General features: G+C 62.8%; 24 protein-coding genes. 11 read left to right on the top strand and 13 right to left on the bottom strand.

Annotated elements, in window-relative coordinates; translation table 11 throughout:
- Nucleotides 1–61: 61 nt before the first annotated feature.
- Complete coding sequence (locus HMPREF1316_RS02095; protein ID WP_021725213.1) at nucleotides 62–1,465, bottom strand: PTS fructose transporter subunit IIC; 1,404 nt, start codon at nucleotides 1,463–1,465, stop codon at nucleotides 62–64.
- A 321-nt stretch (nucleotides 1,466–1,786) separates the two neighbouring features.
- On the opposite strand from HMPREF1316_RS02095, the gene HMPREF1316_RS02090 reads away from it, so the two are divergent.
- Complete coding sequence (locus HMPREF1316_RS02090; RefSeq protein ID WP_021725234.1) at nucleotides 1,787–2,791, top strand: LacI family DNA-binding transcriptional regulator; 1,005 nt, start codon at nucleotides 1,787–1,789, stop codon at nucleotides 2,789–2,791.
- Between the two features lie 216 nt (nucleotides 2,792–3,007).
- On the opposite strand, the gene HMPREF1316_RS14265 is transcribed toward HMPREF1316_RS02090, so the two are convergent.
- From HMPREF1316_RS14265 to allC, 11 genes are all read right to left on the bottom strand, one after another.
- The gene (locus HMPREF1316_RS14265) at nucleotides 3,008–3,382 is read right to left on the bottom strand and encodes a family 1 glycosylhydrolase (protein WP_021725228.1); all 375 of its coding nucleotides are present in this window, start codon (nucleotides 3,380–3,382) and stop codon (nucleotides 3,008–3,010) included.
- A 9-nt stretch (nucleotides 3,383–3,391) separates the two neighbouring features.
- Nucleotides 3,392–3,568, bottom strand: a complete 177-nt coding sequence (locus HMPREF1316_RS14260; protein WP_021725225.1) for a hypothetical protein — start codon at nucleotides 3,566–3,568, stop codon at nucleotides 3,392–3,394.
- Nucleotides 3,569–3,743: 175 nt separating this feature from the next.
- On the bottom strand, nucleotides 3,744–4,436 hold the full coding sequence (locus HMPREF1316_RS14255; protein WP_021725231.1) for a glycoside hydrolase family 1 protein: 693 nt from the start codon (nucleotides 4,434–4,436) through the stop codon (nucleotides 3,744–3,746).
- A 2-nt stretch (nucleotides 4,437–4,438) separates the two neighbouring features.
- On the bottom strand, nucleotides 4,439–5,224 hold the full coding sequence (locus tag HMPREF1316_RS02080) for a PTS transporter subunit EIIC (RefSeq protein ID WP_040650912.1): 786 nt from the start codon (nucleotides 5,222–5,224) through the stop codon (nucleotides 4,439–4,441).
- A 227-nt stretch (nucleotides 5,225–5,451) separates the two neighbouring features.
- On the bottom strand, nucleotides 5,452–6,504 hold the full coding sequence (allD, locus tag HMPREF1316_RS02075) for an ureidoglycolate dehydrogenase (protein WP_021725232.1): 1,053 nt from the start codon (nucleotides 6,502–6,504) through the stop codon (nucleotides 5,452–5,454).
- A 27-nt stretch (nucleotides 6,505–6,531) separates the two neighbouring features.
- Nucleotides 6,532–7,479, bottom strand: coding sequence for a carbamate kinase (arcC, locus tag HMPREF1316_RS02070; RefSeq protein ID WP_040650910.1), 948 nt, complete (start codon nucleotides 7,477–7,479; stop codon nucleotides 6,532–6,534).
- Nucleotides 7,415–8,362, bottom strand: coding sequence for an oxamate carbamoyltransferase subunit AllH family protein (locus HMPREF1316_RS13550; protein ID WP_021725211.1), 948 nt, complete (start codon nucleotides 8,360–8,362; stop codon nucleotides 7,415–7,417). Before HMPREF1316_RS13550 ends, arcC begins: the two co-directional genes overlap by 65 nt.
- 13 nt (nucleotides 8,363–8,375) lie before the next feature.
- Nucleotides 8,376–11,375, bottom strand: a complete 3,000-nt coding sequence (locus HMPREF1316_RS02060; protein ID WP_021725257.1) for a bifunctional FdrA/YlbE family protein — start codon at nucleotides 11,373–11,375, stop codon at nucleotides 8,376–8,378.
- A 28-nt stretch (nucleotides 11,376–11,403) separates the two neighbouring features.
- Nucleotides 11,404–12,195, bottom strand: coding sequence for a (S)-ureidoglycine aminohydrolase (gene allE, locus HMPREF1316_RS02055; protein ID WP_021725242.1), 792 nt, complete (start codon nucleotides 12,193–12,195; stop codon nucleotides 11,404–11,406).
- A 168-nt stretch (nucleotides 12,196–12,363) separates the two neighbouring features.
- Entirely contained in the window at nucleotides 12,364–13,662 is a 1,299-nt protein-coding gene (locus HMPREF1316_RS02050; RefSeq protein WP_232204393.1) for an MFS transporter, read from the bottom strand.
- Between the two features lie 34 nt (nucleotides 13,663–13,696).
- Nucleotides 13,697–14,926, bottom strand: coding sequence for an allantoate deiminase (allC, locus tag HMPREF1316_RS02045; RefSeq protein WP_021725246.1), 1,230 nt, complete (start codon nucleotides 14,924–14,926; stop codon nucleotides 13,697–13,699).
- Nucleotides 14,927–15,447: 521 nt separating this feature from the next.
- Between allC and HMPREF1316_RS02040 the strand changes: the two genes are divergently transcribed.
- Nucleotides 15,448–16,647: a dicarboxylate/amino acid:cation symporter gene (locus HMPREF1316_RS02040; protein ID WP_232204392.1), complete on the top strand. Its 1,200-nt coding sequence runs from the start codon at nucleotides 15,448–15,450 to the stop codon at nucleotides 16,645–16,647.
- A 27-nt stretch (nucleotides 16,648–16,674) separates the two neighbouring features.
- Here the strand turns inward: HMPREF1316_RS02040 and HMPREF1316_RS02035 are convergent, their stop codons facing one another.
- Nucleotides 16,675–17,634, bottom strand: coding sequence for an NAD(P)-dependent oxidoreductase (locus tag HMPREF1316_RS02035; RefSeq protein ID WP_021725229.1), 960 nt, complete (start codon nucleotides 17,632–17,634; stop codon nucleotides 16,675–16,677).
- A 178-nt stretch (nucleotides 17,635–17,812) separates the two neighbouring features.
- On the opposite strand from HMPREF1316_RS02035, the gene HMPREF1316_RS02030 reads away from it, so the two are divergent.
- The 9 genes from HMPREF1316_RS02030 (at nucleotide 17,813) to HMPREF1316_RS01985 (ending at nucleotide 26,714) form a co-directional block, all read left to right on the top strand.
- Nucleotides 17,813–19,456, top strand: coding sequence for a PucR family transcriptional regulator (locus tag HMPREF1316_RS02030; protein ID WP_021725218.1), 1,644 nt, complete (start codon nucleotides 17,813–17,815; stop codon nucleotides 19,454–19,456).
- Nucleotides 19,453–20,319 carry an alpha/beta hydrolase gene (locus tag HMPREF1316_RS02025; protein WP_021725223.1) on the top strand — a complete coding sequence of 289 codons (867 nt, stop codon included), beginning with the start codon at nucleotides 19,453–19,455 and terminating at the stop codon, nucleotides 20,317–20,319. The genes HMPREF1316_RS02030 and HMPREF1316_RS02025 overlap by 4 nt, the downstream gene beginning before the upstream one ends.
- 175 nt (nucleotides 20,320–20,494) lie before the next feature.
- A complete protein-coding gene (locus tag HMPREF1316_RS02020) occupies nucleotides 20,495–20,968 on the top strand; it encodes a TetR/AcrR family transcriptional regulator (protein WP_021725258.1) in 474 nt (157 codons plus the stop codon).
- Between the two features lie 72 nt (nucleotides 20,969–21,040).
- Nucleotides 21,041–21,610 (top strand): MptD family putative ECF transporter S component, encoded by a 570-nt coding sequence (locus HMPREF1316_RS02015; protein WP_021725204.1) that lies wholly within the window; start codon nucleotides 21,041–21,043, stop codon nucleotides 21,608–21,610.
- A gap of 404 nt (nucleotides 21,611–22,014) precedes the next feature.
- The gene (locus HMPREF1316_RS02010) at nucleotides 22,015–22,437 is read left to right on the top strand and encodes a YjdF family protein (RefSeq protein WP_021725212.1); all 423 of its coding nucleotides are present in this window, start codon (nucleotides 22,015–22,017) and stop codon (nucleotides 22,435–22,437) included.
- Between the two features lie 730 nt (nucleotides 22,438–23,167).
- Complete coding sequence (locus HMPREF1316_RS02000) at nucleotides 23,168–23,725, top strand: RNA polymerase sigma factor (protein WP_021725233.1); 558 nt, start codon at nucleotides 23,168–23,170, stop codon at nucleotides 23,723–23,725.
- Entirely contained in the window at nucleotides 23,722–24,513 is a 792-nt protein-coding gene (locus tag HMPREF1316_RS01995; protein ID WP_021725224.1) for a hypothetical protein, read from the top strand. Before HMPREF1316_RS02000 ends, HMPREF1316_RS01995 begins: the two co-directional genes overlap by 4 nt.
- A gap of 37 nt (nucleotides 24,514–24,550) precedes the next feature.
- Nucleotides 24,551–25,462: an ABC transporter ATP-binding protein gene (locus HMPREF1316_RS01990; RefSeq protein WP_021725243.1), complete on the top strand. Its 912-nt coding sequence runs from the start codon at nucleotides 24,551–24,553 to the stop codon at nucleotides 25,460–25,462.
- The gene (locus HMPREF1316_RS01985; protein WP_021725245.1) at nucleotides 25,455–26,714 is read left to right on the top strand and encodes an ABC transporter permease; all 1,260 of its coding nucleotides are present in this window, start codon (nucleotides 25,455–25,457) and stop codon (nucleotides 26,712–26,714) included. Before HMPREF1316_RS01990 ends, HMPREF1316_RS01985 begins: the two co-directional genes overlap by 8 nt.
- Nucleotides 26,715–26,716 lie beyond the last annotated feature (2 nt).

Here is a 26,716-nt window from a genome sequence, read left to right as displayed (position 1 = left end):
GATGGATTGCTGTTGGACGAACATGGGATGAACGGAACCGTCAGGCTGGAATCACTCGCCCTCACCGTTCCTGCAGCCTTGGCTTCATGGCAACCAGAACTGCCGCACCGATCAGCGCGCCAATCACGATGTCCAGGCAGAACAGAGGGATGTTGCTGGTGGCGAGGGCGACGATGAAGCCACCGTGGGGCACGTAGCATTCGATGCCCTGCAGCGCCGCCAGCCCTGCACCGACGGCGGAGCCAATCATGATGCCGGGAAGCGTGCGCCCGAGATCCTTGACGGCAAAGGGAATGGCGCCCTCGGTGATGCCGATGCAGCCCATGAAGATGGCGGAGACGCCCATCTGACGATCCGCGTCATCAAACTTGGTGCGCGCGACGAGCGAGGCGATGCCACAGGCGATGGGAGGCACCGCGACGGCGACACGGAACATGCCGTTAGGAGCGTACACGCCCGTCGTCATGAGTGCCATCGTGAAGGTGGAGGCGGTCTTGTTGACGGGACCGCCCATGTCGAACGCGGTCATGAGGCCAATGACCAGGCCGAGCGCCACCGCCGAACCGCCCTGCAGGCTGCCGAGCACGTCCGTGAGCCACACCATGACGACGCTCAGAGGACCCGCAAGCACGTAGATGTACAGCAGGCCAAGGACCAGCGAGGTGAGGATGGGGATGATCAGGATGGGCATGATGGTGCGGACGGTGTCGTTCGTCCTCCACGTCTTCATCCAGCGGACGAAGTAGCCCGTCACGACGGCCATGATCATGGCGCCCAGAAAGCCCGTGGAGACGTTGGTCTCACCCACGGGCACGGGGTTGTTGACCAGGTAGCCCAGGACGAAGCCCGGGGCGAGGGCAGGCTTGCCGGCAATCGAGTAGGCGATGTAGGCGGCCAGCACGGGGATCATCATGCTGATGCCCGCCATGCCGATGAGGTTGAGGTTCTGCATGAAGGGGTTGGTGACCTCCATGCCAGAGCTGCCCGCCTGGCCCGATGCCAGCGAGAACGCCAGGAACACGCCACCGATGACGACGACCGGGATGAAGTACGACACACCGGTGTTGAACGCGTTCAGGAGGTCGCGCCCCATGTTGGCGAAGATGCCCTGCCGTACCCCACCGGACGTCTCGACCTCGGCGGCCGCCTCGGCCAAGGCAACCGCCTGGTCGACGGCGACCGAGGCGTCAGAGATGACCTCCGCGGTGCCCACCTTGAGGAAGCGGCCCCTCCCCCGCATGCCCTCGAAGCGGTCGTCTCCCTCTATGCCAACGTCAATGGCATGCAGGACGACGTCCGCCCCATCGACCTCGTCCTGCGTGAGCTCGTTCTCGATGCCCAGGCCGCCCTGGGCCTCCACCTTGCAGTCTATCCCGCGCCGTGCGCACTCCTTCTCGATGGCCTTCTTTGCCAGATAGGTATGTGCGATGCCAACGGTGCACGCGCATACGGCAACAAGTCTCATGTTCCCCTCCCCTACGAGCAGTGCGATCACACACTGACGCGCGTCCGGATCGAGCGGCAGCCATTGCCAAACGCTTGGTCGTTCGATGCCTATCTTGAATTGGATGGAGATGTCTATCAATATTTATTCGGTATATGTCTTTGTTATCCAGAATTTTGTATTTTAGTTAAACGATTGACATATTCTGCACGCTCGTGAATCACAAAGTGATATGAATGTCAACAGAAAGATGGGAGCATCGGTGACTGGGCATAACCACAGGGGAGCCCTACGTTCCTGCCGCTATCATTGCTCCCATGCCAGCACATTGGAGGGATTGCCATGGATGGCCAGCGCGTGACCATACGAGACGTGGCGCGCGCGGCGCATACCTCCACCGCAACCGTCTCCCATTACCTCAATGGGAAGTTCGAACGCATGAGCCAAGGCACGCGCAGGACCGTCGAGCAGGCCATCCAAGAGCTCGGCTATGTGCCGAATGCACAGGCGCGCATGCTCGGGAACGTCAAGTCGGGGGTCATCGCCGTGCTCCTCGAGGACAACACCAATGCATGGGCCGGACGATTCGTCTCGGGCTTTGAGACCGAGGCATATGGACGCGGCTTTCAGACCGTCGTCTGTGACACGCACTTTGATCCTCAGGTGGAGCATGACTATGTCGAGAAGATGCTCTCGCTCGGGGTTGACGGGTTTGCCATACAGCCGACGAAACGCTACCGCGCCATCAACGAGCGCATCAAACGGGCGCGAAAGCCCGTGGTCTTCTATGACTTCAACCTCATCGACCTGACGAGCACCTGGGTGAAGACGGACCTCTACGGTGGCGTCTATGACGCCACCAGCTCATGCATCGCCAAGGGATACGAGGAGTTCGTGGTGCTAGCAGCGAATGTCGAGGAGATGCGCACCCGTTCCGAGCGCCTGCGGGGGCTGTCTGACGCGCTGGAGGAACACGGACGCCCCTTCCAGCATATCGCCATCTCCCATCAGGCGCCATCCCTCACCGAGCTGCGGCATCAGTTCGAATACACCCTCAACCCGTCCAGAAGAACCCTCGTCTTCTGCATGCACCAATGGGCCCTCGCCCGTACCTATGAGGCACTCCTCTCCATGCGCCAGCTCATTCCGGAGCGGGTCGGCCTCCTGGGGCTCAACAATGCCGAGTGGACCCGCCTCGCATCCCCCTCCATATCCACATTGGTCGAGCCCGTCGAGGAGGAAGGGAAGCTGGCCTGCACGATGCTCGCGCAGTTGATCGCCGGAGAGCAGGCTCCGCAACAGCGCATCCTGCCCTGTGCGGTCAACTGGCTCGAGTCAACGAGATAGGAGCGCCGCCTGAGGTAGGCAACCCTCCCGGGAGTCGTTCGCAATCCTCTCGGGAGTCGTTCGCGATTTTGGGCTGACTTTTCCGCTCCAAAAAGTAGCTGCAGCTCCTTTACCTGCAACTTTACGAAGAGGGGTCATCCGAGTTTGCGAACGACTCCCCAAACACTGGCTCAAGATTGCATACGACTCCCCCCTGCCACGGGAACCACCGGGGCGCTATGGGAGCACGTCCCTCCCCTGGGATGCAATGACCCTCTGATACCAGTAGAAGCTGTCCTTGGGCGTCCTCGCAAGGCTGCCCTCTCCCCCATTGTCCCGATCGACGTAGACGAAGCCATAGCGCTTGCGAAAGCCCTGGTGCGAGCTCAGCAGGTCCGTGAACGACCAGGGCGAGTAGCCCATGAGTTCCACACCGTCGCCCAGGGCCAGCGCGCAGGCCTCGATATGCCGCCGCGGGTAGTCGATGCGATAGGGATCGTGCACGGACCCATCGGGCGCGACCTCGTCCGTCATGCCCAGGCCGTCCTCGGTGACGATCATGGGCACGTGGTAGCGAGCATGGTAGTCGTTGGGCACGATGCGTAGGCCCATCGGGTCGATCTATGCCCCATACTCGCTTGCCGCGAGGCTCTCGTTCCTCTCGTCACGACACCAGCCATACTGGTCGAAGTCCATCTCGTTGCCGCGGAAGGCCCTGGAGCCGGCCGGATGGTCACCATCAGCAGGAAGGTGGCTCGCGCACAGCGTGCGGTAGTAGTTGACGGCCAGATAGTCCATGCCACCCTCGGCAAGCGTCTGGCCGTCCCCCTGAAGGTGCGCGGCACGATGCCACGTTCCCTCAAATAGCGCAGGTAGAGTCCGTCGTAGTGGCCAGACTGGTACATGTTGGGCGCATAGACGCTCTCGAGATGATCGTTCATGCGCGCCGCCCATACGTCCTCGGGGCGGTTGGTCAGGGGATACGTGCATGTGGACGAGATGGCAGGGCCCACCTGGTCCCCGAAACCAGCTCATGGCAGGCGCGATACGCCAGGGCATGCGCCAGGAACATGTGATAGTCCATCTGGGCATGCAGGCGAGCTGCCTCAAGGGGATCGGGGCTGTCGATGTTCATCCGCTCGTCGACGCACACCATGAGGTTCTGCTCGTTGATGGTCTGCCAATACCTCACCCGGTCGCCAAAGTGCTCGAAGCAGATGCGCGCATACCGCTCGAAGGCAAGGGCGCAGCGGCGGTCGGCCCAGCCGTCGTACTTCTCGACCAGGGCGTAGGGCAAATCGAAGTGGTACAGCATCACCAACGGCTGTATCCCATACTCGAGGAGGCAGTCTATGACCTGGTCGTAGAAGGCGAGGCCCACGGGGTTCACCGCTCCGTCACCCGTGGGCACGACGCGCGCCCACGCGATGGAGAAGCGGTATGCCCCGAGCCCCAGCTGCGCCATGAGCTCGATGTCCTCGCGCCAACGATGATAGGAGTCGCCGACGACCCCGGTGTCGGCCTGCCGGTCGGAGCGCTTGAAGGGGTCGACGTCGGCGACGGTCATGCCCTTGCCATCCTCGTCCCATACCCCCTCCACCTGAAAGGCAGAGGACGATGCGTCCCACAGGGAGCCTTGGGGAAAGCTCGCGCCCATACCGTCCATGCCTAGACCTCCATCCCCTCGTCGGTGAGCTCCTCAAAGCCCACGACGGCCGTGGGGGCTGCGGCACCGAAGAACGCAACGGCGCATCCGACCAGGTAGAACACGAACTGCGCGATACCAAAGGAGGCGTACGTGAAGATGGTCAGCACACCGTTGGTGGCGAAGGCGTCGCCAAAGACGTTGCCGAAGCCCATGATGGCCCCACCCACGGCACCAGCGATGATGGCGCAGGCCATGGGCCACTTGAAGCGCAGGTTGCAGCCGTAGATGGCAGGCTCGGTGATGCCCACGAGCACGGCGGAGATCATGACGGACAGGGAGACGCCCCTCATCTCCTCGCTCTTGGTCTTGAGCCACACACCGGGGACTGCACCGCCCTGCGCGAAGTTGGCGGCGCCCGCAAAGGCGAGCAGGATGGGAATGACGGATTCGGTGTAGCTGAAGACCTTGGTGGACTCGCCGATCGTCCACGTCGCCTTGACGCCGGGGATGCCATAGATCGTCGTCGCCGTTCCCACATCCTGGATGGGCTTGTCGACCTGCGGATAGCAGAGGAAGGCCCCGAGGACCATGGCGATGATCTCGTTGCACCTGAGCGCCTTGGCCGCCGTATAGCCCAGGAAGATGGGCAGGAAGTAGAAGATGACCTGGCCGGCGGCATACAGCAGCACATAGGTGTCGTTGGTGGTGATGTCGATGCCCCGCTGCTTGAAGATCAGCGAGACGGCCGTGAGGACGCCCTTGACGAGGCCAGCCGCCGCGATGGCGGGCATGAGGGGCGTGAACATCCTGGCGACGGTCGAGAGGATCCCATCGCCCCAGCCGCGGTCGTCCCGTACCGTGGGGGCACCGGAGCCGTCCTTCTCCGTGCCGTGCGTCAGGAGGGGTCGAGCAGGAGCATCAGCGCCTCGAACACCCTGGACACCTTGGCACCCATGACCACCTGAAAACAGGCATTCCCGTGAGTGCCGGTGTCCGTGGCACACGTTTCGGAGTCCTCCTGCCTGCCTGTGCCCTACTCGGCGAAACGGTTTCTGTGGTCCCAGCTGTGGATGTAGAGCTTGTCGGAGATGAGGTAGTCGTAGATGTCATCCACGACCTCGATGCCACCCACTGCATCGCACTTGGCCTTGCGGATGAGCGCCCGCTCGCCAGGATAGTAGACCTTGTCGAAGCCCGGGCCCGGCCTCACGGCAGCCAGCTCATCCAGAGTCTGGGACATGTGGCGCTTGAACTCGTCCAGGCCGCAGAAGCGGGACGGGTCGATCACGATGTGGAGATGGCCCAGGTTCCTGCCCTCAGACAGGTCGTGGTACATCGAGGAGACGTTCTTGCCGGAGGGCACGCCCAGAAGGATGCCGGAGAGGATGTCGACGACCATCATCAGGCCGTAGCCCTTGGGACCCGCAATGGCACGCAGGGCATTGACCTTGTGGGGGTCGGTCGTCGGCTTGCCATCCGCATCGACGGCCCAGTCATCGGGGATGGGGCGGCCGGCGCTCTTGGCATCGAGGATCTTCCCCCATGCCTGCACCGTCGTCGCCATGTCGAAGTTCACGAAGCGCTCGTCTGCCGTCGGAGCACCGAAGGCGATCGGATTCGTGCCATAGAAGGGTTCCGCGCCGCCATACGGAATGACCATCGGGTCGGACTGACACATCGTGAGACAGCAGAGGTCGCTCTTCGCTGCCATCTCGGTGTAGTATCCCAAGGCTCCCGAGTGGGAGATGTTCTTCATGCCCACGACGCCGAGGCCATGCTCCCGTGCGAGCTCCATGGCCTTCTTGAGGCCTAGGATCGCAAAGGGATAGCCGCAGCCATTGTCCGCATCGAGGATGCCCGAGCAGGGACCCGTCTGCTCCCAGTCCCATCTTGGGTCTATCGTGATGCCACCCTTGGAGATGCGCTCGGCGTAGTACTCGACACGCACCTCTCCGTGGCTGTGAAGACCCCGTTCGCTCGACCAGGTGAGCACCTCTGCCATCTCGTCAGCATGCCCCTCATGGAGACCTGCCGCCATGAACTTCCCCTTCATGAGCCGCTTGAGCTCCTCACGTGCAACGAGCATGTCAGGTCCTTTCTCTCAAGATGGTGACTATCGTACGATACGGGTGCCGGCGCCCTGACTCAGGTCACGCAGGCGACCGAGCGAGGTGATCGTGGCCGCGCGACCCGCACCGGACTCGACGAAGCGGATGCAGGCCTCGACCTTGGGAAGCATGCTCCCCTGTGGGAACTGGCCCTCATCGATGTAGCGCTCAAGCTCCGGAACGGAGACCTCGCCCAAGGCACGCTGGGTCGGCCTGTTGAAGTCGATGCAGACATTGTCCACGCCCGTGCAGATCACGAGATTGTCTGCATCCACGATCTCAGCGAGCTTCTCTGCCATGAGATCCTTGTCGATGACACCCTCGACGCCGCGAAAGCCGTCTTCGGTCTCGACGACCGGGATGCCGCCGCCTCCGACGCAGACCACGATGTCGCCACGCTCGACAAGCGCCGGGACGCAGGCGGAGCCGGGCACGTCGAGCGGTTGGGGCGAGGGCACGACCTTACGCCAGCCACGGCCTGCGTCCTCTATGTAGGTGCAGCCATCAATCGCCGCCTGTGCCTTTGCGTCCTCCTCGGTGAGGAAGGGACCTATCGGCTTGGTCGGGTGCCTGAAGGCCGGATCGTCCGCCGCAACCGACGTCGTTGTCATGAGCACGTCGACCCTGTGGTCGAGGCCCGCCCGCTTGAGCTCGGTCTTGAGTGCCAGCACGGTCCAGTAGCCGATCGATCCCTGCGTCATTGCGACACAGGTGTCGAGCGGCATGGCGGGGCTCCTGGCAGAGGAGCCCGTCTCCTGCTGCAGGAGCAGGTTTCCCACCTGGGGGCCATTGCCGTGTGTGATGACTATCTCCTTGCCCTCCCGAACCAGGGGGACGATGTGGGCGCAGGTCCTCTGAAGCGCCCTGATCTGCGCCTCTGCCGAGGGGTCATCCGTCAGGATGGCATTGCCGCCGAGGGCGATCACGATGCGCTCGGGGTGCGTCGTAGGCATGGGCTCCTCCGTTCTTGCCGATGACGGTGTGACGCCAGAGGCTGTTGCCCCATCCCCACAAGGAGGGGGAGGGGGCCCGACGTGCGAATGCGGCATAGAGGCCAAGAAGCATATCGTCCCCCGAGGTATGGCCGTAGGACCTGGCCCCCGCAAGGGCACCCTCGAGCGGCCTCCCTTCCTGTGCCGCCTCAAGAAGCTCGAGAAATCCCTCGTTGCAGGTACCTTCGAGCATCGCCGCCAGGTAGGCCTCGCTTACGGGCGTGGTGTGCCGGATGAGGAGCGTGCGCTGAAGCGCACCTGCAAAGGCGGCAAGGTCCCCTTCGTCCCCCCGGGCACGAAGACCCAGGCCAAAACCGGAGAGGATGTCATCTCCCGAGGGGGTGAGGCCCAGCCCCCGACCAAGAAGCCAGAAGATGGCATCCTCCCTGGCGGCCTCCCCCACTGCCAGACCCCGCAGGGCAGCGAGCAGGCTTGTGTCGATGGCGAGCCCTGGGGAAAGTGGGGGATCAGCGTGCGCGACGGCCGAAGCCACGCGCCTGCGCCCCTCCGGGGAGAGTTGGGACGTGAGGGAGAGGCGGACCGTCTCCAGCTCCGTCCAGACAAGGCGCAGGAGCGGACGGCTGCCACGTGTCAGGAAGAGTCCCCGCGAGGTTATGCGCACCTCATCACCGATGCGGGCCCGGTCAAGAAGCAGGCCGGTCTGTCCTTGGGGGAGCTGGAGGCCAATGCAGGAGAGGGGCCTGTCATGCCCGCCGACGTAGAAGAGCCGACCCTGATCGGGCTGGACGTCCATTCCATGGGCAAAGGCCTGCACGACCACGCCGGCAAGCGAATCCCCCCCTAGGGGGACAAGGGAGGAGGAGATCCGCGCCTGTGTCCCCATGGCTGTCCCCTGCCTACTCGATGCCATGCTTTGCCGCATAGGCCTCGAGCGCCTTGGTGAAGCAGCCCATGGGGGCAAGGACTGTACCGGCACCGATCTGGCCAAGGCCGGCCCTCTTGTTCGCAATGCCGGTATTGATGGTCGGCGTGATGCCGGTCGCCACGACCTTGCGGATGTCGATGCCGAGGTTCGTGCCCTTGAAGTCCCAGGTAGGAATCGTCCAGTTGGGATTGTGGGCGATGCAGATCCTCTCGCCCTCCTTGGAATAGCGGATGGCGTCCTCGAAGCCACCGGCACCGACGAAGCGGGTGACGCCCGGGGCGGCGATCATCGCCATCGCACCCACACCGACGGTCTCAGTGATGGCGGAGTCGCCGATGTCGGGATTCGCATCTTCGGCAGAGTAGCCGGTGAAGTAGAGGCCCTGGGGCGTGTTGACGGGCGCACAGAACCACTCGTCCCCCATGCCGGCAATCCTGATGCCAAAGCTCTCGCCGTTTCTCGCCATCGTCGTGACGACGCAGCCATGCTCGTACTTGCGGGCGTAGTCCACCATCGACTTGCCCGCCGCCATCATGATGTTCAGGAAGAACTGGTCGGTGTCGGCAAGGAACTGGATGACGTCCTGCTTCTCTCCCTGGTCCCAATCAAGCACGGTGATGAGCGGTGCGACAGTCTTGAGGAAGACAAGGGACGCGGCGATGTTGCGCTGGTGAAACTCGTCTCCCATCGTGATGGCCTTGGCGATCATAGGATTGATGTTGAGGCCGCCTGGAACCGAGCGGATCGCCGCCGAGAGCACGGGGGCGAGGACGTCCGCCATCCAGTGCAGACGGTCGATGACCTCCTGGTCATAGGCACCAAAGCGCAGGACCTTGCCGATTCCCTCGTTCATGGTGCAGAAGCCCACGGTGCCGTCGACCTTGTTCACGACCTTGAGCACCGCCATGCCACCCGTCGTGATGCCACCCATGGGACCGACGGCGTGCGCGGAGTGGCAGGGCTTGAAGGCAACCTCCCCGGATTCGAGGAGCCTTCGGGCATCTTCCTCGCTGTCTGCCCAGCCCTCGAAGAGGACGGCGCCAACGCAGGAACCCTGCATGGGGTCGGACATGTGGGTGTACTCGATCGGGGGGCCCGCATGAAGGATGACCCTGCCCGCAAGCTCGGGAATCTCGCCCTTGGCAGGCACCACATCCACGAGGAAGGGCTGCGAGTCACGCAAGCGGCCAATCACGACGTCGTTTGCCTCGTCGATCTCCTCCTCGTGTTCGCTGAGCCCCTGAAGGAGATGGATCAGGTGCCTGTCGCCGCCAGCCATAGGCTTCCAGCTGTACTGGACGGACCTCGCACCGCAGGCACGCAGGGAGTCATTGAAGGACTCGACACCCACATTGATGATGCGAGGCTTGGCATCGAGAAGCTCGCGCACGGACTCGGAGGGCTCGGGAACTGGATCCTTGCAGCTCGGCTCATAGGGAACGAAAGTGCGGTCCGCCTCGATGAGGTGGACGCCCTTGAGCTCCAGGGCATAGCGGACGGCACGGGCGTTGGAGGTCTCCATATGGACACCCACGGCACGGAGTTCCGCAAAGGATTTCTGGTAGTCCTGCGGATCTGCCTCGGTACCGGTGACCGAGCCCACGAAGTGAAGTTCGCGGCCTTCCTTGCGGGCGACGGAGAGCTCTTCGCGAATCACGGGAGCCAGGGCCCCCGCCATGTCAGGATGGCAGCCATAGCCAAGCATCACGTCGAAGAGGATGACGCCGGCACGCGGACTGCGGGCGTACTTCCGGATGTGGTCGATGCGGACATCGGGGTCGATCATGGGGTGCGGACGACCCTGGGTGTAGACGTCGTCGCCGAGGTCAATCACGTCATAGCCATCGGCGTGGAGGATGTAGCCGTCCTCCTTCACGACGCCACCGAGGTCCAGCGCCTCGGAGACGAGCATGCCTGCCTCATTCGCCAGGGTGCCGCCCGAATAGAGGCCGACCACGGTCCTGCCCTCGGGGAGTGGGTCCTTGCACGTAAAGCCGAGCGGCTCGAGGTAGTTCCTCTTGACCGGCCTTCCCTCTGCGAGGTCGACCGCGATCCTGGCTGTCTCCTCGAGGGTGTGGGCCAGATAGACCCTGCCGAGATGGTGCTCCGGCCTCTCACCCAGAAATATGGCCACGACTGGCTTGGTGCAGCGCTCAAGGAGGTCAACCACCCTGTCACGGACCTCCCGCGCGGGTGGCTTGGAGATGACGCAGATGACCTTGACCTCCCTATCATGCTCGAGGGCAGAGATGCCATCCATGACGGTGATGGCGCCCACGGCGCCGGAAAGGTCGCGCCCGCCCGTGCCGATGGCATGGGTCACGCCTTCGCCCAGGCGGTCGATGATGCAGGTGACCTCCTGGATGCCCGTGCCGGAGGCGCCCACGATGCCGATGCGGCCGGGCCTGACCACGTTCGTGAAGGCGATGGGAGTCGAGCTGATGATGCCGGTGCCGCAATCGGGACCCATGAGCATGAGGCCCTTCTCATGTGCCTTCCGCTTCAGGCTCGCCTCGTCGGCGAGGCTGATGTTGTCCGTGAACGAGAAGACGTTGAGACCGAGGTCGAGGGCATGCCCGATCTCGGGCGCGGTGTACTCGCCCGGCGTGGAGAAGAGGGCGAGGTTTGCGTCGGGCATGGCCCCAAGGGCCTCGTCCCAGCTCTCCACCTCGGCGAGCTGGGAGGCATCCCCCCTCACGGAAAGGTCAGAGAGGAAGCGCTCGGTCTCGGCCAGGACCTCACCCACCGTCTCCTCGCGCTCGGAGTCGACGACGATGACCATGTCGGAGGGTGAGGCTGCCGCCGCCTCGTCGGTCAGGAGGCCCGCACCCTCGAGGATGTCCTTATTGGCATCGGTGCCCATCATGATCTGACTCTTCGTGACACCGGGCAGCGCATTGATCGCATTGGTGAGCAGCATCAGGTTGATGGAGTCCTGGTAGCTGTTCCTCTTGATGACGGTACTCAGCATGGGCAATCCCCACTCAATCGGAGCGACCTCAGAGCTCAGGGTCGCGGTTGCAGTCCTTGGAGTAGATGTAGGCGAACTCCTCTCCACGGCCCACGGCGTAGCAGGCCTGGGGCACATAGGAATCCATGTAGAGGTAGTCGCCCTTCTTGATGGGCACCCACTTGTCGCCTAGGACGTACATGCCCTCGCCGGAGTAGACGTAGGCGCCGTGCTCCTGGTAGTGAGTCTCGATGTAGCCATGGCAGGCACCCGGCTTGAAGGAGAGGATGTGCATGTTCATGTCGAAGCCGAGGTCATTTGCGGAGGGCAGGAAGTCCTTGCAGCGGACGTCCGTCATGCCCTCGTAATCGGCCCAGTCCACATCGTTGATGTTCGCGAGGACCGTGTGGGCCTCATGGCCCTCAAGCGGCTCATAGACGCGCTTGTAGAGAAAGCAGAAGGCGTCCTCGTCGCCAACGTTCTTGAAGGTGAGCCTGGTGCCGGCGGGGCAGAAGATGTAACCGCCATCGGTGACGGTCTCTCGCCTCTCTTCGTTGCCAATCTCCATATGTCCGTTGAAGACATAGAGGAACACCTCGACGCCCTCGGTGCCAAAGCCGGCCTCACAGCCACCGCCGGCGTGGACGGTCACGACGTAGTCGACGAACGACGCCCCGAGACGGGGGGACCCGAGGATGGTGGTGTCACAGTCCACAAAGCCCGGGATCACGTTCTTGACGATGCCGTCAGGCTCGATGAGGGCCCAGGCGCCCTTGTGCACCTCGGAACGGGTCTCGAGAATATCCTTGCGGTAGCCAGTGACGTTATTGATGTAGCTCATGGGGTCTCTCCTTCCGTTGAGCCTCTCTTGACCTCATGGATAGCCTAGACGAGCCAAATGGCCACGCCATTATCTAGGGGGATAAAATCTCTTCGCGTTGCTTTGCCACATGCGGGGAGTCAGACGGGCACACCACGAAAATGCGGTGTGTCGCTGGTCGGATGTGTTCTAGTGGCTGGGAGGCCTATGCGCTCGTTCCCCCACAACGACATTGGTGAAGAAGAAGAGCGCCGTACCCGCAAGCAAAAGAACCGCACCCAGGTAGAAGCCCAGTTCGCCCGAGCCCGTCATATCCATGATCACGCCGGTGAACCAGGGAGCGACTACCGAGGAAGCCATGCCAAAGAAGTTGAAGGTTCCGAGTGTGGTAGCAGTGTTCTTGGCCTCTGCATGATCCGTGATGTAGGAAATGAGCACGGGATCGACGGCCATCTTGCCGAGCAAACCATAGAGCAGGAGGATGGCCGCAAGCACAAGCGCATTAGGGGCAAGCATCGAGACGGCAACCAGGAAAAAAGCGGCAATCTCAAGGAGCAGGATGATGTTGGCCTTCCTGTTGCGCCGCTTGTCGGACAGGTGGGAAAACCACAAGGCCCCGGGGATGGCAGTGACGGAGATCATCGAGACGACGAGACCTACGAGGCCACCCTCGATCCCGCGCTCAGTCTGAAGGAAGTTAGGGAGCCACGTCACAATCATGTAGTACGAATAGCAAGTCGCGAAGTAGAGTGCGTAGCATGCAACGCTGCGAATGCTCCAGAGGCCCTCCTTCCTCGCAGAGCTGACCTCGGTGACTATGTCATCCTGCCCTGCTTCCACATCCGGCGCAGCGTCAGAGGAACGGAGCTTCCTCTTGTCTGCCATGTTGTCATGCAGCGCAACCGCATACCACACAACCAGCAGGAGAATCAGGGCTGTTGAGATTGTGACCATAAGCTGCCAAGGAAAACCGAGCGAGTTGACGAGGTAGGAGGAGAGTGTCATGCCGATGATCATGCCGAGGGCAGAGCCCGAGTTGACGATTGCAGTCGAAAGGCCCTTCTTCTCAGGGGGAACATGCTCGGCCGTAAGCGAAAAGGCGGATCCGTAGTAGCATCCGCACCCAACGCCTGCCATCACGGAGCCGACGTAGATTGCCGTCAGCGTCGTCGCCCGAGAGATGAGGAATGCACCAAGGGCAAAGATAAGGAAGCCTGGAATGAGGACGCGTTTCTGACCAAAACGGTCAACCAATGCACCCGAAGGTATCTGCATGGCGGTGTACCCGAAGAAATAGCAGCTGGAGATAAGACCCATGGCTGCCTTGGTCTGCTCGCCGATGCTTCCCTGGATGGCAGGGTACACCGGGCTGAGCATGGACCGGTAGATCCAGATAACGGTCCACCCCAGACAGAAGGTGAAGACTATGGTCTTCCAGTAGTTCTTACCAATCGAATGCGACATCGCTTTCCTCTCCCTAGACTCCACGCTGGTACTTTCGCGGTTTTTCTCACGTGTACGACTAGTACGCCAAGGCGTAGATGGCCGCTTCGAGAGCATCGATGCCCTCCTTGATGTCCTCCACCTTGGTCGCCTCGGAGGGGTTATAGCTTATGCCGCTGATGGAGGGGACGAAGATCATGCCGGAGGGGATGTGCTTGGCGATGATCTGCGAATCGTGACCGGCGCCAGAGTGCATGTCGCGATAGTTGAGGCCACGGTCCCTGCAGGCCCTCTGGATGACAGAAATCATCCCATCGTCCATGGGAACGGGGTCCTCGTCCATCCAGTTGTCGATGTCAATCTGTATCCCCATCTCGTCACAGATGGAGCGCATGTCGGCGGCGACCCCGGCCGAGAAGGAGACGAGGAAGTCCCTATCGGTGTGACGGCAGTCCATCGTGAAGGTCATTTCGCCGGGAACGACGTTGACTACGTTGGGCTTGACCTCGACCTTGCCGAAGGTGAGCACGAGGGGGTCGCCCGCGGCCCTTGCCTTCTCGATGGACTGCGAGACGATTCTGGCGTAGGCCTGAACCACGTCGTGCCGATAGCGCATCATCGTGGTCCCCGCGTGGTTGGCCTCGCCCACGAGGTGGATGTCGTAGCGGCGCTGCCCGACGATGCCGTGAACGATACCCACCTGCTCGCCCTCCATCTCGAGGGTATTGCCCTGCTCGATGTGGAGCTCGAGCCAGTTGGTAACACCATCCATGAGTGGGTCGTGACCAGTGTTGAAGTCAAAGCCGCAGGAGCGCATGGCGTCGACGAAGCTCACGCCATCCTTGTCCTTGATGTCGGACATCCGAGAGTTCTCCTCGAGGTCGAAGAGGTTCTTGCTGCCCCAAAACACGTAGGGGAAGCGGCTCCCCTCCTCCTCGGCCATGCTCACCACGGACATGCTCCTCCTAGGCTGGCCGTAGGTCTTGACAAGGTCGCTCATGGCCAGGAAGGCAGCCTCGATGCCCAGCGCCCCGTCAAGCTTCCCGCCGTTGACGACGGTGTCGACATGGGAGCCGGACGCGACGGTGCCCGATGTGGGATCGGATCCCACGAAGGTGGCCTTGAGGTTTCCCACGGAGTCGAACTCCGCCTCCATGCCCACCTGCTCAAACCTCTCCTTGAGGGCGTTCTGTGCCGCAAGCCACTCGGGCGTGTAGAGGAGGCGGATCATCCCCTCGCCCTCCCCTTGGCAGCCGTACCGCGCAAGCCAGTCGATGATCTCGGTGATTTGCTGCTCTGAGACGCTCATGCATGCTCCTTTTCCCGCCCCAAGGCCTTTTTCGGGTTGTGCCAGGCTCAGTCAGAACTCTACGGGCGAAAGCGTTCGCAATCGGCTATCAAAGCAGTCAAGAGAATTCAAAAGACTTATCCGAACGGGATAATCGGTACCAACCTATGGACAGCTTTGAACAATGCGGAACGACGAATGTCGCCAAGGCTAAAGGTGGCCGAGGTCGCCTCGTAAGCATGCACCGCAGGTATCGTTTCGTGACTGGTCATTGTGCTCGTAGGACACAACTGCGGTCGTCTCGGTTTCTTTTTCGGCAAACGTAACATATCAATCGGCGAATTGTATTTTTTATCCAAATGGATAGCTATAGGACACATGCTTGTCCACGATGACCGAGTCCTGACTCGCTTCCGCGAAAGAGAATGTCTCCAAGGAACTGTCGCACATCGGCTTGCATGGCCATCAATGGCCTGTGCCCATGGCCAGCTTTGAGTGTGAGGGGGCAAGACATGGACATCCTAGGCAGAGCGAAGCGGAACATGAGCACCGTGCTGATAATCATCGCAATGATCGCCGGGGTGGTCTTCGGGCTAGCCTTCAAGGACGTCGGAAAGGATATAAAGTTCATTGGCGGCCTCTTCTTCCAGCTCATACAGATGAGCATCATCCCGTTTGTCATGGGCCAGATCATAGAGGCGGTTGGTTCGCTTACGAAGGGCCAACTCAGTCGAAGCGGCGTCACAGCTATTGCCCTTTTCTTTATCTCATCTGTCATCGCCTCGGCGTTTGGCATCGTCGTTTGCTACCTGTTCCAACCTGGCGCGAACTTTGGCGAGATCGGGGGCAGCTCATCTTCCATAGTCACGGTAACGACTGATGTCACCGAGATGATCACTGGCTTCGTGCCTTCAAATATTTTTTCATCGATGTCGGAAGGGTCGATAATACAGGTCATCGTGTTCTCCCTCTTCTTTGGGTTTGCAATCAGCGGGTACGCGCTCAGACACGGCTCCTCGCAGGTCCTCTCGCTAGTCCATGAGGCGAACGACCTCCTCATGAGCATCATCAGGACGGTGATGAGGGCAGCCCCCATCGGGATCTTCGCCTACGTCGCCTCGACCGCAAGCTCCCTAGGAGTTCGGGCCCTCGACTCTCTGTTCAGATACATAGTGGTTTTTGGTCTGGCGATTTTCGCCTTCATGGCGCTTTGGTTTGTCATCATAAGCATATCCTGCCACGTCAGCATCTTCAAACTGCTAAGAAAGATGTTCCCCATGTCCATCATGGCCATGGCGACAACCTCCTCGGCCGTCACGCTCCCTGTCGAAATGCACGATGCAAAGGAGAAGCTCGGACTTGACGAGGAGATCGCAAATCTCGTCCTACCTCTTGGTATGCCGCTCAACAGCAACGGCGCCTCTATGTACATCTCGTTCACGGCAATCATGATTGCCCAGATATACGGCATTCACTTTGACTTCCCCTACCTCACCTACATCACCATCGTATCGATGCTGCTATCCCTAGCCAATGCCGTCGTCCCCGGAGCGGGAATCGTGTCGCTGACCATGATGGCACCTCAATTTGGCCTCCCACTGGAGTCCGTGGCCATCTTCGCCGGCATCGATTGGGTAATGGGGGTCTTCCGAACCGTGCTCAATGTTAACTCAGACGTGTTCTGCGCGCTGCTCGTCGCAAAACAGGAGAGAAAGCTCAACCGCGAGAAGATGAACTCCTGAGGACGCAGAAGCACTCCTTATAGCTCGCTAGAGCTCGCACACGTTCCTAGGGCTTCCATCGAGCCAGGCGATCACGTTGTCGAACTCGATCCGAGCGCGGCGCTCCATCGCCTCCTCGGTGAGGAAGGCCACATGCGGGGTCAGCACCGCATGCTTGGCATGGAGGAGCGCATAGTCCTCCGGCAGGGGCGGCTCCATATCGAAGACGTCCACGCCTGCACCAGCCAGATGCCCCCTGTTCAGGGCAGCGGCCAGGGCGTCGTTGTCCGCGATGGCGCCACGGGCACAGTTTATGAAGACCGAGCCTTCCGGCATCAGGGCGAACTTCCCTGTCGTAAACATCCTGTGCGTCGAGGCATTGCTCGGCAGATGCAGGCTCACGATGTCACTTGCCGCGAGCAGCTCGTCAAGATCGCTCACATACTCGATGCCCGCCCTCGTCGCTTCCGGATTCTCGTGGCGCGCATAGCCTAGGACATGGGCACCGAAGGCGGCAAAGAGTCGGCCCGCCTGGGTGCCGATATGGCCGGTGCCGACGATGCCGACGACCTTGCCGGCAATCTCGCGACCCGTGAGTCCCGACGAGGTCTTCCCAGAGCGTACGGCCGCGTCTCCCCCAGCCACGAGACGCAGGACGTCGATCGTGAGACCCAAGGTCAACTCGGCCACGCTCACATCGGAGTAGCCCGCGCAGTTGCAAACCACCACACCCCGCTGCCTGCAGGCGTCGAGACCGACGTGGTCGATGCCCGTGAAGGCCACGGCAATCATCTTGAGGGCGTCGGCACCCCCTACGACGGAAGCGGGGTAGGGGTTGTTCGCAATCATCACGACATCGGCGCCTGCGCTCCTCTTCGCGAGTTCCCCCACATCGGTCGTCCTCTGGTCGAAATACACAAACTCATGGCCCCGCCCACGGATGGGGGCACTGAGCTTTGAGACCGTCTCCTCAGATACGCCAAGCGGCTCCAGCAGTGCGACACGCATGCCAACCCTCCCAAGGTCCGAGACTACGAACCCATTATAGGCTGCCAATCTAGCGTGGCTCCCCCCCCTGGCGATGATCTATACCGCTGGATAGATAGCACCTCTTACCAGACTTATCTATCAGAGATAAACATCTCCGGCTCTGCATGCGATATCTTTGTCTTCCAAGGAGATAACGATGACAAGGCCCCGCATACAGATCAAGGAAGAGACGCTCACCGCTCGCTCTGTGCTCGACCTGGCGAGCTTCGAAGGTGCTGAGGTCATTGCCGGTGAAGGGGGGCTTGGCCGCACCATCAGCAATGCGATGGTAATGGAGGCGGCCGACATCGAGCGCTGGGGCCGCAGGGGCATCTTTCTCGTGACCAGCTTCTTCGCCCTGGAGCCACTCTCCCTCGAGGAGCGCACGCGCTTTCTCCAGAGGCTTGTGGCCGTGGAGCCCGCAGGCATCGCCTTCAAGCCAGGACGCCTCTACGCCGAGGCACCTGGGGACGTGGTGGCCTGCTGCGACCGGGCAGACATCCCCCTCATCCAGCTTGCCACGGAGACGAAATACGAGAGCATCCTTGCCGATGTGATGGGCTCTGCCCTCGACACCAACCTGATGCTCCTGAACCGCTTCTTCAGCATCCACCAGCGGACCATGAAGCTGGCGCTTGAGCAGCCGAGCATCCATGTGATCCTGGACCAGGCCAAGAAGTCGATCGGCATGGACTGCTCCTACTACGGACGTTCCTCAGGCACCTGCATCTCGACCTCGCCCCGGGCGGTCAGCCTCGAGAACCTGAGCCTCAAGGAGCTCCACCGCGGCCACTACCAGACCTTTCATTACTACCATGCCTCCTTTGACACGGCAACGGAACAGGGACGGGAGGCTCTGGCCGTCATGATTCCGACGACCGAGGGCATGCCTGCCTATTTCCTGATCCATACGGGTGGCAGGACCCTCTCGCAGCTCGACGTGATGACCATCGAGAGCTTCACGAGCCTCCTGCAGATGGAGCTCCTCAAGGAGTCCGCCATCGAGGAGCGGCTCTTCCGCCGCAACAACACGCTCGTGCATGACCTGCTCCTGGGTCGCTGCACGACGAAGGCCGCCACCGACGAGTCCCTGAAGGAACTCTCGATCGAGAGCAAGCCCTACTACCAGGTGCTGCTTGTGCGCTTCCAGATTCTCGATGCGAAGGAGGGCGCCCGGGTGACGGAGCTCCCCCATGCCCTCCGGCAGCGCCTCAAGCATCAGCACTACAGCGTCGTCTACTACGAGAGCAACAACCGCATCATCTTCCTGCGCAATCTCACCTCCGAGGCGCAGGGACTCAAGATGTCGACCGTGAGGGGCATCCTCAAGGACATGTGCGCGAACCCCGACCTGCCCGACTTCACCTACCTGGCAACGCTTTCCGGCATCGTCGGCCGCTACGACATCCAGCGTGCCAACGACCAGGTCATGGGCGTCTATCGCCTCTTCGATCCCGACCGCGGGCACAACCATCTCCTGTGCTACGAGGATCTGGGCATCTACCGCATCTTCCTGAACATCGAGGACCATGACAAGCTCGTGCAGTTCATGGACCCCCATCTGCGGAGGCTCCGCAGCGAGAACCCGCTCGTCTTCGGCACCCTCATGGCCCTGACGGACAACAACCTCAACTTCCAGCAGACGGCAGACCAGCTCTATGTGCACCACAAGACCGTGAGCTATCGTGTGAACCGCGCCCGCGAATCCTATGGGATCGACATCCATGACTCGGATACCCTGGCACAGCTCGTGATTGCCCGACGACTCCTGACCCTTATGGGAGAGGACATCCCGCAATGAGTGCAAGCGCGAGGACGACCCACGTCACCCTTCCGAAAGGCGCCACACTCCCCGTCGGCATCACGATCGAGCGGCCGCAGCCGGGCTGCGACCGACATGCCGCCCTCTTCTACCTCCACGGAGGGGGACTTCTCTATGGCGTCCGAGACGACCTGCCCCGCCGCTACGTCGATATCATCCTGGGGCGAGGCCTCACCCTGGTGACGGCAGACTATCCCCTGGCTCCCCAAGTTCAGATCGGAGCGATACTCAATGCCATCGAGGAGGTCTTTCGCAGCTCAAGCGACCTCCTCCCGGAAGGGCGAACCTTTCTCTGCGGCCGCTCTGCCGGCGCCTACCTTGCCCTCATGCTCGCTCACCGGTTGGGCCAGTCGGGCGAGGCCCCCGCAGGCGTGGCCGACTTCTACGGCTACTGCAACCTGGCAAAGATGCGCGCCGCCCTCTTCCAGCCCTCCCTCCACTACCGCCGCACCTATGCCCTCGTAGCACCACGAACCGCCCGAAGGCTCGCGGGCACGGAACCGCTCAGCTCCGCTCCGCTCGAACGTCGCCTTGGCCTCTACGTCTACGCGCGTCAGACCGGCAACTGGGGATCGCTCCTTGCGGTCACCCCATCCAACCTCGACGCCTTCTCTCTCGATGCCGAGGCCCAGCAGGATCTCCCTCCCCTCTTCATCGCCGCAAGCAGGGACGACGAGGATGTGCCCTTCCAGAATGCCACGGCGCTGGCGGCGCAGGCCCCCACGGCCGAGACCTTCTTCGTCGACGAGGGAGGGCACGACTTCGATCGCGACCTGGCGCGTCCCGAAGGAATGGCGGCCTGGAACTCCTGCCTCGACTGGGCAGGGCGGAAGATCCTGTAGCCCCATCCCCATCGTGCATCTTGCGCTCGTCCCCTAGGAAAGCATCATGCGATGCCTCTCCACGGCTCTGTCCCACAGATTCCACGAGGCGATTATGCCCATCAAAAAGTTGACTTAAGTGAACTATTTAGTAATATTACGGTGTTCCGCTTCATGGGGAGGCGCAGTCACGCACATGGCCCGCGACTTTGACAAGACACACAAGCGCATCGTGGAGTCCGCGCTCGACCAGTTTGGGAGGATGGGCTTCCGAGGCACCTCCATCCGCGGGATCTGCAGAGAGGCCGGCGTGACCAACGGAGCGTTCCACGCGCACTTCAGGAGCAAGGAGGAGCTGTTCGACCAACTTGTCAAGCCATGCGTGAGCGGCTTTGACGAGCTCTATGGCAGCATGGCCGAGCGGTACATGGACATCGCGTCCCGCGGGGACATCATTCGTTCCCTACAGCAATCGCTCGACTCGGTCGGGGAGCTCATCCACTTCGTCTTCGAGCATGCCGCGGCATTCCGCCTGATCCTGCAGGATAGTGGCGGAACCCGGTACGAGCACTTCGCCGACGATGTGGCACAGGCTGAGACGAAGGGCATGATGGCCTTCATGGAACGGTGCAAGCCGTTCCTAGGAAGGCAAAGGGTGCTGGGAATCTGACGCACGCCCAACCGCGGGCCATCACGGCATATCGTCAAGTGTCCTTGGGACGCAAGAGACGGGAGGTCAACCATGGGAAAGCGGATACTACACATCGGAGTGGCAGTCGTTGCCTACATCATGGTCTTTGTGATCGGAGCCACGAGCAGCTTGCTTCATCCCGCATGCTATGCGTACTTTGGCACTATAGCGCCGATTCTGTTCGCCTTTCCCTACCTTGTCGTGGCATCGGAGATCCGCACGTTTGGTGCGGCCACGATCCTGAATGGTCTCACGCTTGTCTGCGCCCTTGTCATGGACGAGGGTAACGCGGCATTCATCATCATCCTGATCGTGCTGACCATCCTGTCAGAGATCATACGAGGTGTCAGGGGCTACGGCTCGCTTCGGGGCGTCAGGCTGAGCTTCATCCCGCTGGCGCTGTCCTACTACGGCTATGCGGCGCATTGGTGGACGGCGACGGCGGCCACGCTGCAGGACGCGACCGAGGAGATGTCCGCTGACTACGCGGTCTTGGTGGAACAGGTCATCCGGAACGTTCCGATGCTGTGCGTCATGGTGCTCCTGGCCATTCCGGTAGCCATCCTGGGAATGCGCCTCGCCGAGAGGGTCATGGGAAGGCGTGCCGCCACCTTTGAGTGAGGGCGCCCCACTCCCGCGGCATCGCAATGCCGAACCACGTTAGTCGGGCGCTCGGTGGCACCTCCTGCGCGAAGGGTGCAATGGATTCAAACATACGCCCTACGTCTCGTCCATCATGCGCATGGCCTTCATCTCGAGGCACACGCAGGCGCGAATGGCCCGACCGGCCGTCGTCTGGGGAGGAACAGGCCATATCCCTCAGGGATGACACCGCCCTCCGCATGGGATAGACTGGGCCGCAGCATGTCCGCCCGATAGCCAGCCCGCTGTCGGACGGGGCAGGAGATGAAAACAGAGCTCCCGTCGGGTACTCGTGGAGCGATCCGCCGCCATGCGGACCCAGTAGCCTTCCTCCTAGGTCGTCCCTTCTCCTTTTGGCCCGCACATGGAAAAAGGAGGAGCGTATGGCACAGGTCGGTGCGTCCATGACCCTGACCGTCTTCCACGATGGCCAGTTCTGGGTGGGAATGTTCGAGCGCGTGGAGGGCGGGAGGCTATCCGCATGCCGCGTGGTGTTCGGGGCGGAGCTGTCCAACGAGGAGGTGCTCCGGCTCGTCACGGACGGCTGGGGCCGCCTCGCCTTCACCGACGGCATCGAAGCCGAGGCGCCCAGGAAGCCTGGCAGTCCCAAGCGCCGCCAGCGCGAGGCATCCCGTGCCCTTAAGGGCAGGGGGCCATCCACGAAGGCCCAGCAGGCGCTCTCGGAGCAGATGGAGACCTCGAAGGCCGCGCGCAGGGCGTCCGCCAGGGAAAGGCGCGAGGCCGAGAGGCAGGAGCGCTTCGAGAAGCGCGCCGAGAAGCGCAAGCGAAGGCATCGCGGACACTGAGGGGTCTGGGCTTCCGGTCGCCCTCCGCCCGACCGCCGGCGCTCCTTCCGCTGCTCCCTCTCCGTGCGTGACCTCTCGGTGAGCGCCGCTCCCATGGCCCCGTTGAACTGGGGAGAGATTGGCCTCATGGATGTCGCACATCAGCTCGTCCTCCAGGACCTCCCACAGCGCACCATTCTTGATGCCACCACCAGCCATGAGCACGTCGTCACCCAACCTATACTTCCGGGCCATCTTGGCGATGCGGCTCGATGTCACGAAGAAGGAGTTGACGGAGCGGCTGGGCATCCACAGGCCATCACTCTCGCGCAAGCTGGGCAGGATGTGAGCCGATGAGCTCGTCACCTATGACAGAAAGGGCATCGGGATTCGTAACCTGGAGGCCATCAGGGGGGCTCTGCCAGGGGTGACGTTCCTATATGCCTCGAGGGGGCTCTGTCCCATCGTGCTGCCATGTGCGGCGTTGGCATCCTTGTGCTCGGAGGGTGCCCTTCAAAGTGCGCACGCAACGCATTTTCAAAACCGTCAACTGAGCAAACGCGGCACGAAAGGCATTGCGTGTGCACTTTGGGCGGCACCCCCCGAGTATCGGCCCAAAAAGGTGCTCGGCAACTGACTCACATGACCCACACGCCCCTACCGTAACCTCCCGCCCGGCAAGAACAGGAAGAAAATGGTGGCCGGGCATACCCAGGCCCCCATACGTTGTAGTAGGTAGGAGGTGCGAATCTTGGCCAAGGACCATACCCTCGACGAGGCGGGCATCCGCCGCATCATCGACGAGTGCTACGACGGCGTGCTCGCATACTGCCGCCGCCACACGGACTCGCCGCAGGATGCGCAGGACGTCGCCCAGGAGACGTTCCTCCGGCTCGTGCGCAGCCGCTCGAGGTACGCGGACGAGGGAAAGCCGATGGCCTTCCTCCTGACCGTCGCGCGGAACCTCTGCGCCGATCGAGCGAGGTCCGGGAGGTTCCAGCCCGGCGAGCTGGATGGCGCCATCATCGAGGATGGGGGCGCCGAGGGGCGCTTCGCCGCGGCGGATGTGCACCTCGATGTGCGCACCGCACTCGGGAAGCTGCCCGAGGACCTCCGCGAAGCCGTCGAGCTGCGCTACGGGCAGGACCTGATGGTGAAGAACGTCGCACGGGTCCTCGGGATCTCGCGATTCGCCGCGCGCAGGAGGATCAACGCGGCGCTCGCCCAACTCGGGGAGGCCCTGGGACCTGGCTACGGGGACGACGCGGCAGCCACCGTTCCCACGAACGAGGAGACGATGCGGACATGAGGCACACGAGGGACCTGGAGAGCCTGGTCAGACGGGCGTACCACTCCGAGCGTCTGCCAGCGGGCAACGAGGGGCGCGAGGCGGTCGTGGGCGCGATGATGCGCGAGGCTCGCAGCTGCAGGAGGGCTGACCGCCTCGACGCGCTCGCCTCCTTCGTGGGGGCGCAGGTACGGTTCGTAGGGTGGCGGGCCTGGGCGGCCCAAACCGTGGTGGTGGTCCTCATGGCCGCCGTCTGCACCTCCGGGGCGGGAGGCAGAACCGTGGCCGCGGCCACGAGCCTGCTCGCTGCCACGAGCGCCGCCATCGGCCTGCCCTGGCTCCTCGCCAGCAGGGCGCAGGGCATGGCGGAACTCGAACGCTCCTGCCCCTTCGGCGCGGGGAGCGTCGCGCTGGCCCGCCTGCTCGTCCTCGGCATGGCAAGCGCCCTCTCCCTGACGGGCATCCTGGTGGTCGCGCCCGCCCTGGCGGGGACCGACCTGGTCATCACTGCCGTGCGGGCGGCGGCACCCTACCTCCTCTCGTGCGCGGGCGCCCTCGCCCTCGGCATGAGATCCAGTCGGACCGACGCGGCGCTGGCGGGCGTCGCCTGGGTCACCCTCGTGGCTGCGGCATCGTGCGCCGTGTACGCCGCCGTTCCGGCGGCCTACGACGCGGCGTCCATGTGGGTCTGGGGCGTCGCGTCCGGGATCGGCGCGGCGTGGTCCCTCGCGGAGGCCATCTCCTGGGTGCGGGCATGCGCGTACGGCATGGCACCCCTGCCCAACCGGACCGGCACCCCCGCCCTCTGACGGACGATCCCCCAGGCTCGATGACAAGGAGCAGACGATGGAGCTGACGATTGACAGGCTCACCAAGTCCTTCGGGGACAAGGTGGCAGTGGACGGCGTGTGCGCGCGCCTGATGCCGGGGGTGTATGGGCTGCTCGGGGCGAACGGGGCGGGCAAGACGACGCTCATGCGGATGGTGTGCGACATCCTGCGCCCCACCTCGGGAATGCTGCTGCTCGACGGGAAGGACGTCCGGGAGCTCGGGGCAACGTACCGCTCGATGCTGGGATACCTGCCCCAGGACTTCGGGTACTACCCCGAGTTCACCGCGATGGACTTCATGCGCTACCTCGCGGCGCTCAAGGGCGTCGACAAGAGGGCGGCACGGGACAGGAGCGCGTCCCTCCTCGACCTGGTCGGGCTCGGTACGGTGCGCGACGCGAGGATCCGCACGTTCTCTGGGGGAATGAGGCAGCGGCTCGGTATCGCGCAGGCGGTCCTCAACGACCCGTCCATCCTCGTCCTCGACGAACCGACGGCGGGCCTCGACCCCAAGGAGCGCGTCCGGTTCCGAAACCTGATAGCTGGCTTCGCCCAAGGGAAGATCGTCCTACTCTCGACCCATATCGTCTCCGACGTGGAGCACATAGCCGACGATGTGCTCGTCATGAGGGACGGCTCCTTCGTCCTGCAGGGCGCCACGCGGGAGGTGGTCTCGCACGTCGACGGCAAGGTCTGGGAATGTGCGACCTCCGCCGCCGAGGCGGATGCCCTCACGGAGCGGCTCTGCGTCTGCAACGTGAGGTACGACGACAGCGGGCGAGCCATCGTGCGCATCGTGAGCGACTCCTGCCCCCTCCCGGGCGCACGGACGGTCCCCGGGACGCTCGAGGACCTCTACATGCATGTCTTCAGCGATGTGAACACAGACGGCCCCACCGCCGCCAGGAAGGGGGACGAGGATGCCTAGCCTCATCGCGTTCGAGCTCAAGAAGACGCTCTCCCGCCGGGTCTCGCTGCTCACCTGCATCGGTGTGGCCCTCCTCATGTGCGGCATCATGGCCCTCAACGTAGCGGAGACACGGGTGCAGGCCGGTGCCGGAAGGGTGCTTGCGGGAACCGAGGCGATCGCCTACGAGCGGTCCGAGGCGGCCGCGCACGCGGGGATCCTCACCCCACAGAGGGTCCGGGAAGACCTTGAGGGATATCGCTCCATGGCCTTCGGAACCGTCTCGCCCGACGACGTCCTCGACGTGAGCGACGAGGCGGCGTACTCGCTGATGCTCGAGAGCCACGATGCCGCCACGTTCGAGACGATGTCAAACAAGTACTACGCCTACCTCCTCTCCCCCTGGCATGTCCGTGGGCAGGAGCCCTGCCAGACGGTGGCGGGCCTCTCGTCCGACGAGGAGGGCGACTTCTACGGTGCGGTGGACGCAAGGTACCAAGAGCTCATCCACGGAGGGAACGGCTGGGACTACACCGACGCGGAGGTGGCGTACTGGACCTCCCGCCAAGCCGCGGTCAGCAGGCCCCTCTCGTACGGGTACGCGGGCGGCTGGGTGGACGTCCTCGACTGCCTCGGCTTCTTGGCGTTCCCCATGATCGCCATCTGTGTCGTGCTCGCCCCCGTGTTCTCCTCCGAGTACCAGGATGGCACCGACGCCGTCATCCTGGCCACGCGGCACGGCCGAGGCCGGCTCGTCACGGCGAAGGTCGCGGCATCGCTCCTCTTCTCGACGGCGTACTTCGCCCTCTGCGCGGCCATCCTCTGCGGCATCGCGCTCGGGGCGTTCGGCGTGGAGGGAGGAGACCTCCCCGTGCAGCTGGTATCGGTCACCGCACCGTATGCCCTCACGATGGGCCAGGCGGTGGCGGTCGGCGTCGCGCTCGCCTACCTCATGGCGATGGGTTTCGCGGCGCTCACGCTGGCCCTCTCGTCACGGACCAGGTCGACGCTCTCCGTGTTCATGGTGGATGTCGTCCTCGTGCTGATGACCGCGCTGATCCCGACCGGGGACGTGGATCTGCTGGAACGCCTGTCCTACCTGTTCCCCACGAATGCGCTGGCCCCCAGCCCGCTGTTCACCCAAGGTGTCTCGTATGCCCCGGGACCGGTGGTGCTCGACCTGGAGGCCGTCGTGACGGCGCTCTACGGCTTGGCGCTGGTCGTCTGCGTGCCCCTGTCCGCAGTGTCATTCAGAAGGCACCAGGTGGCATAGCG

This window comes from Olsenella profusa F0195, assembly GCF_000468755.1.
In the GTDB taxonomy this organism is placed as follows: Bacteria; Actinomycetota; Coriobacteriia; order Coriobacteriales; family Atopobiaceae; genus Olsenella_F; species Olsenella_F profusa.
The sequence above is the reverse complement of the archived record's forward strand: the minus strand, read 5'-3'. Positions and strand labels throughout refer to the sequence as shown.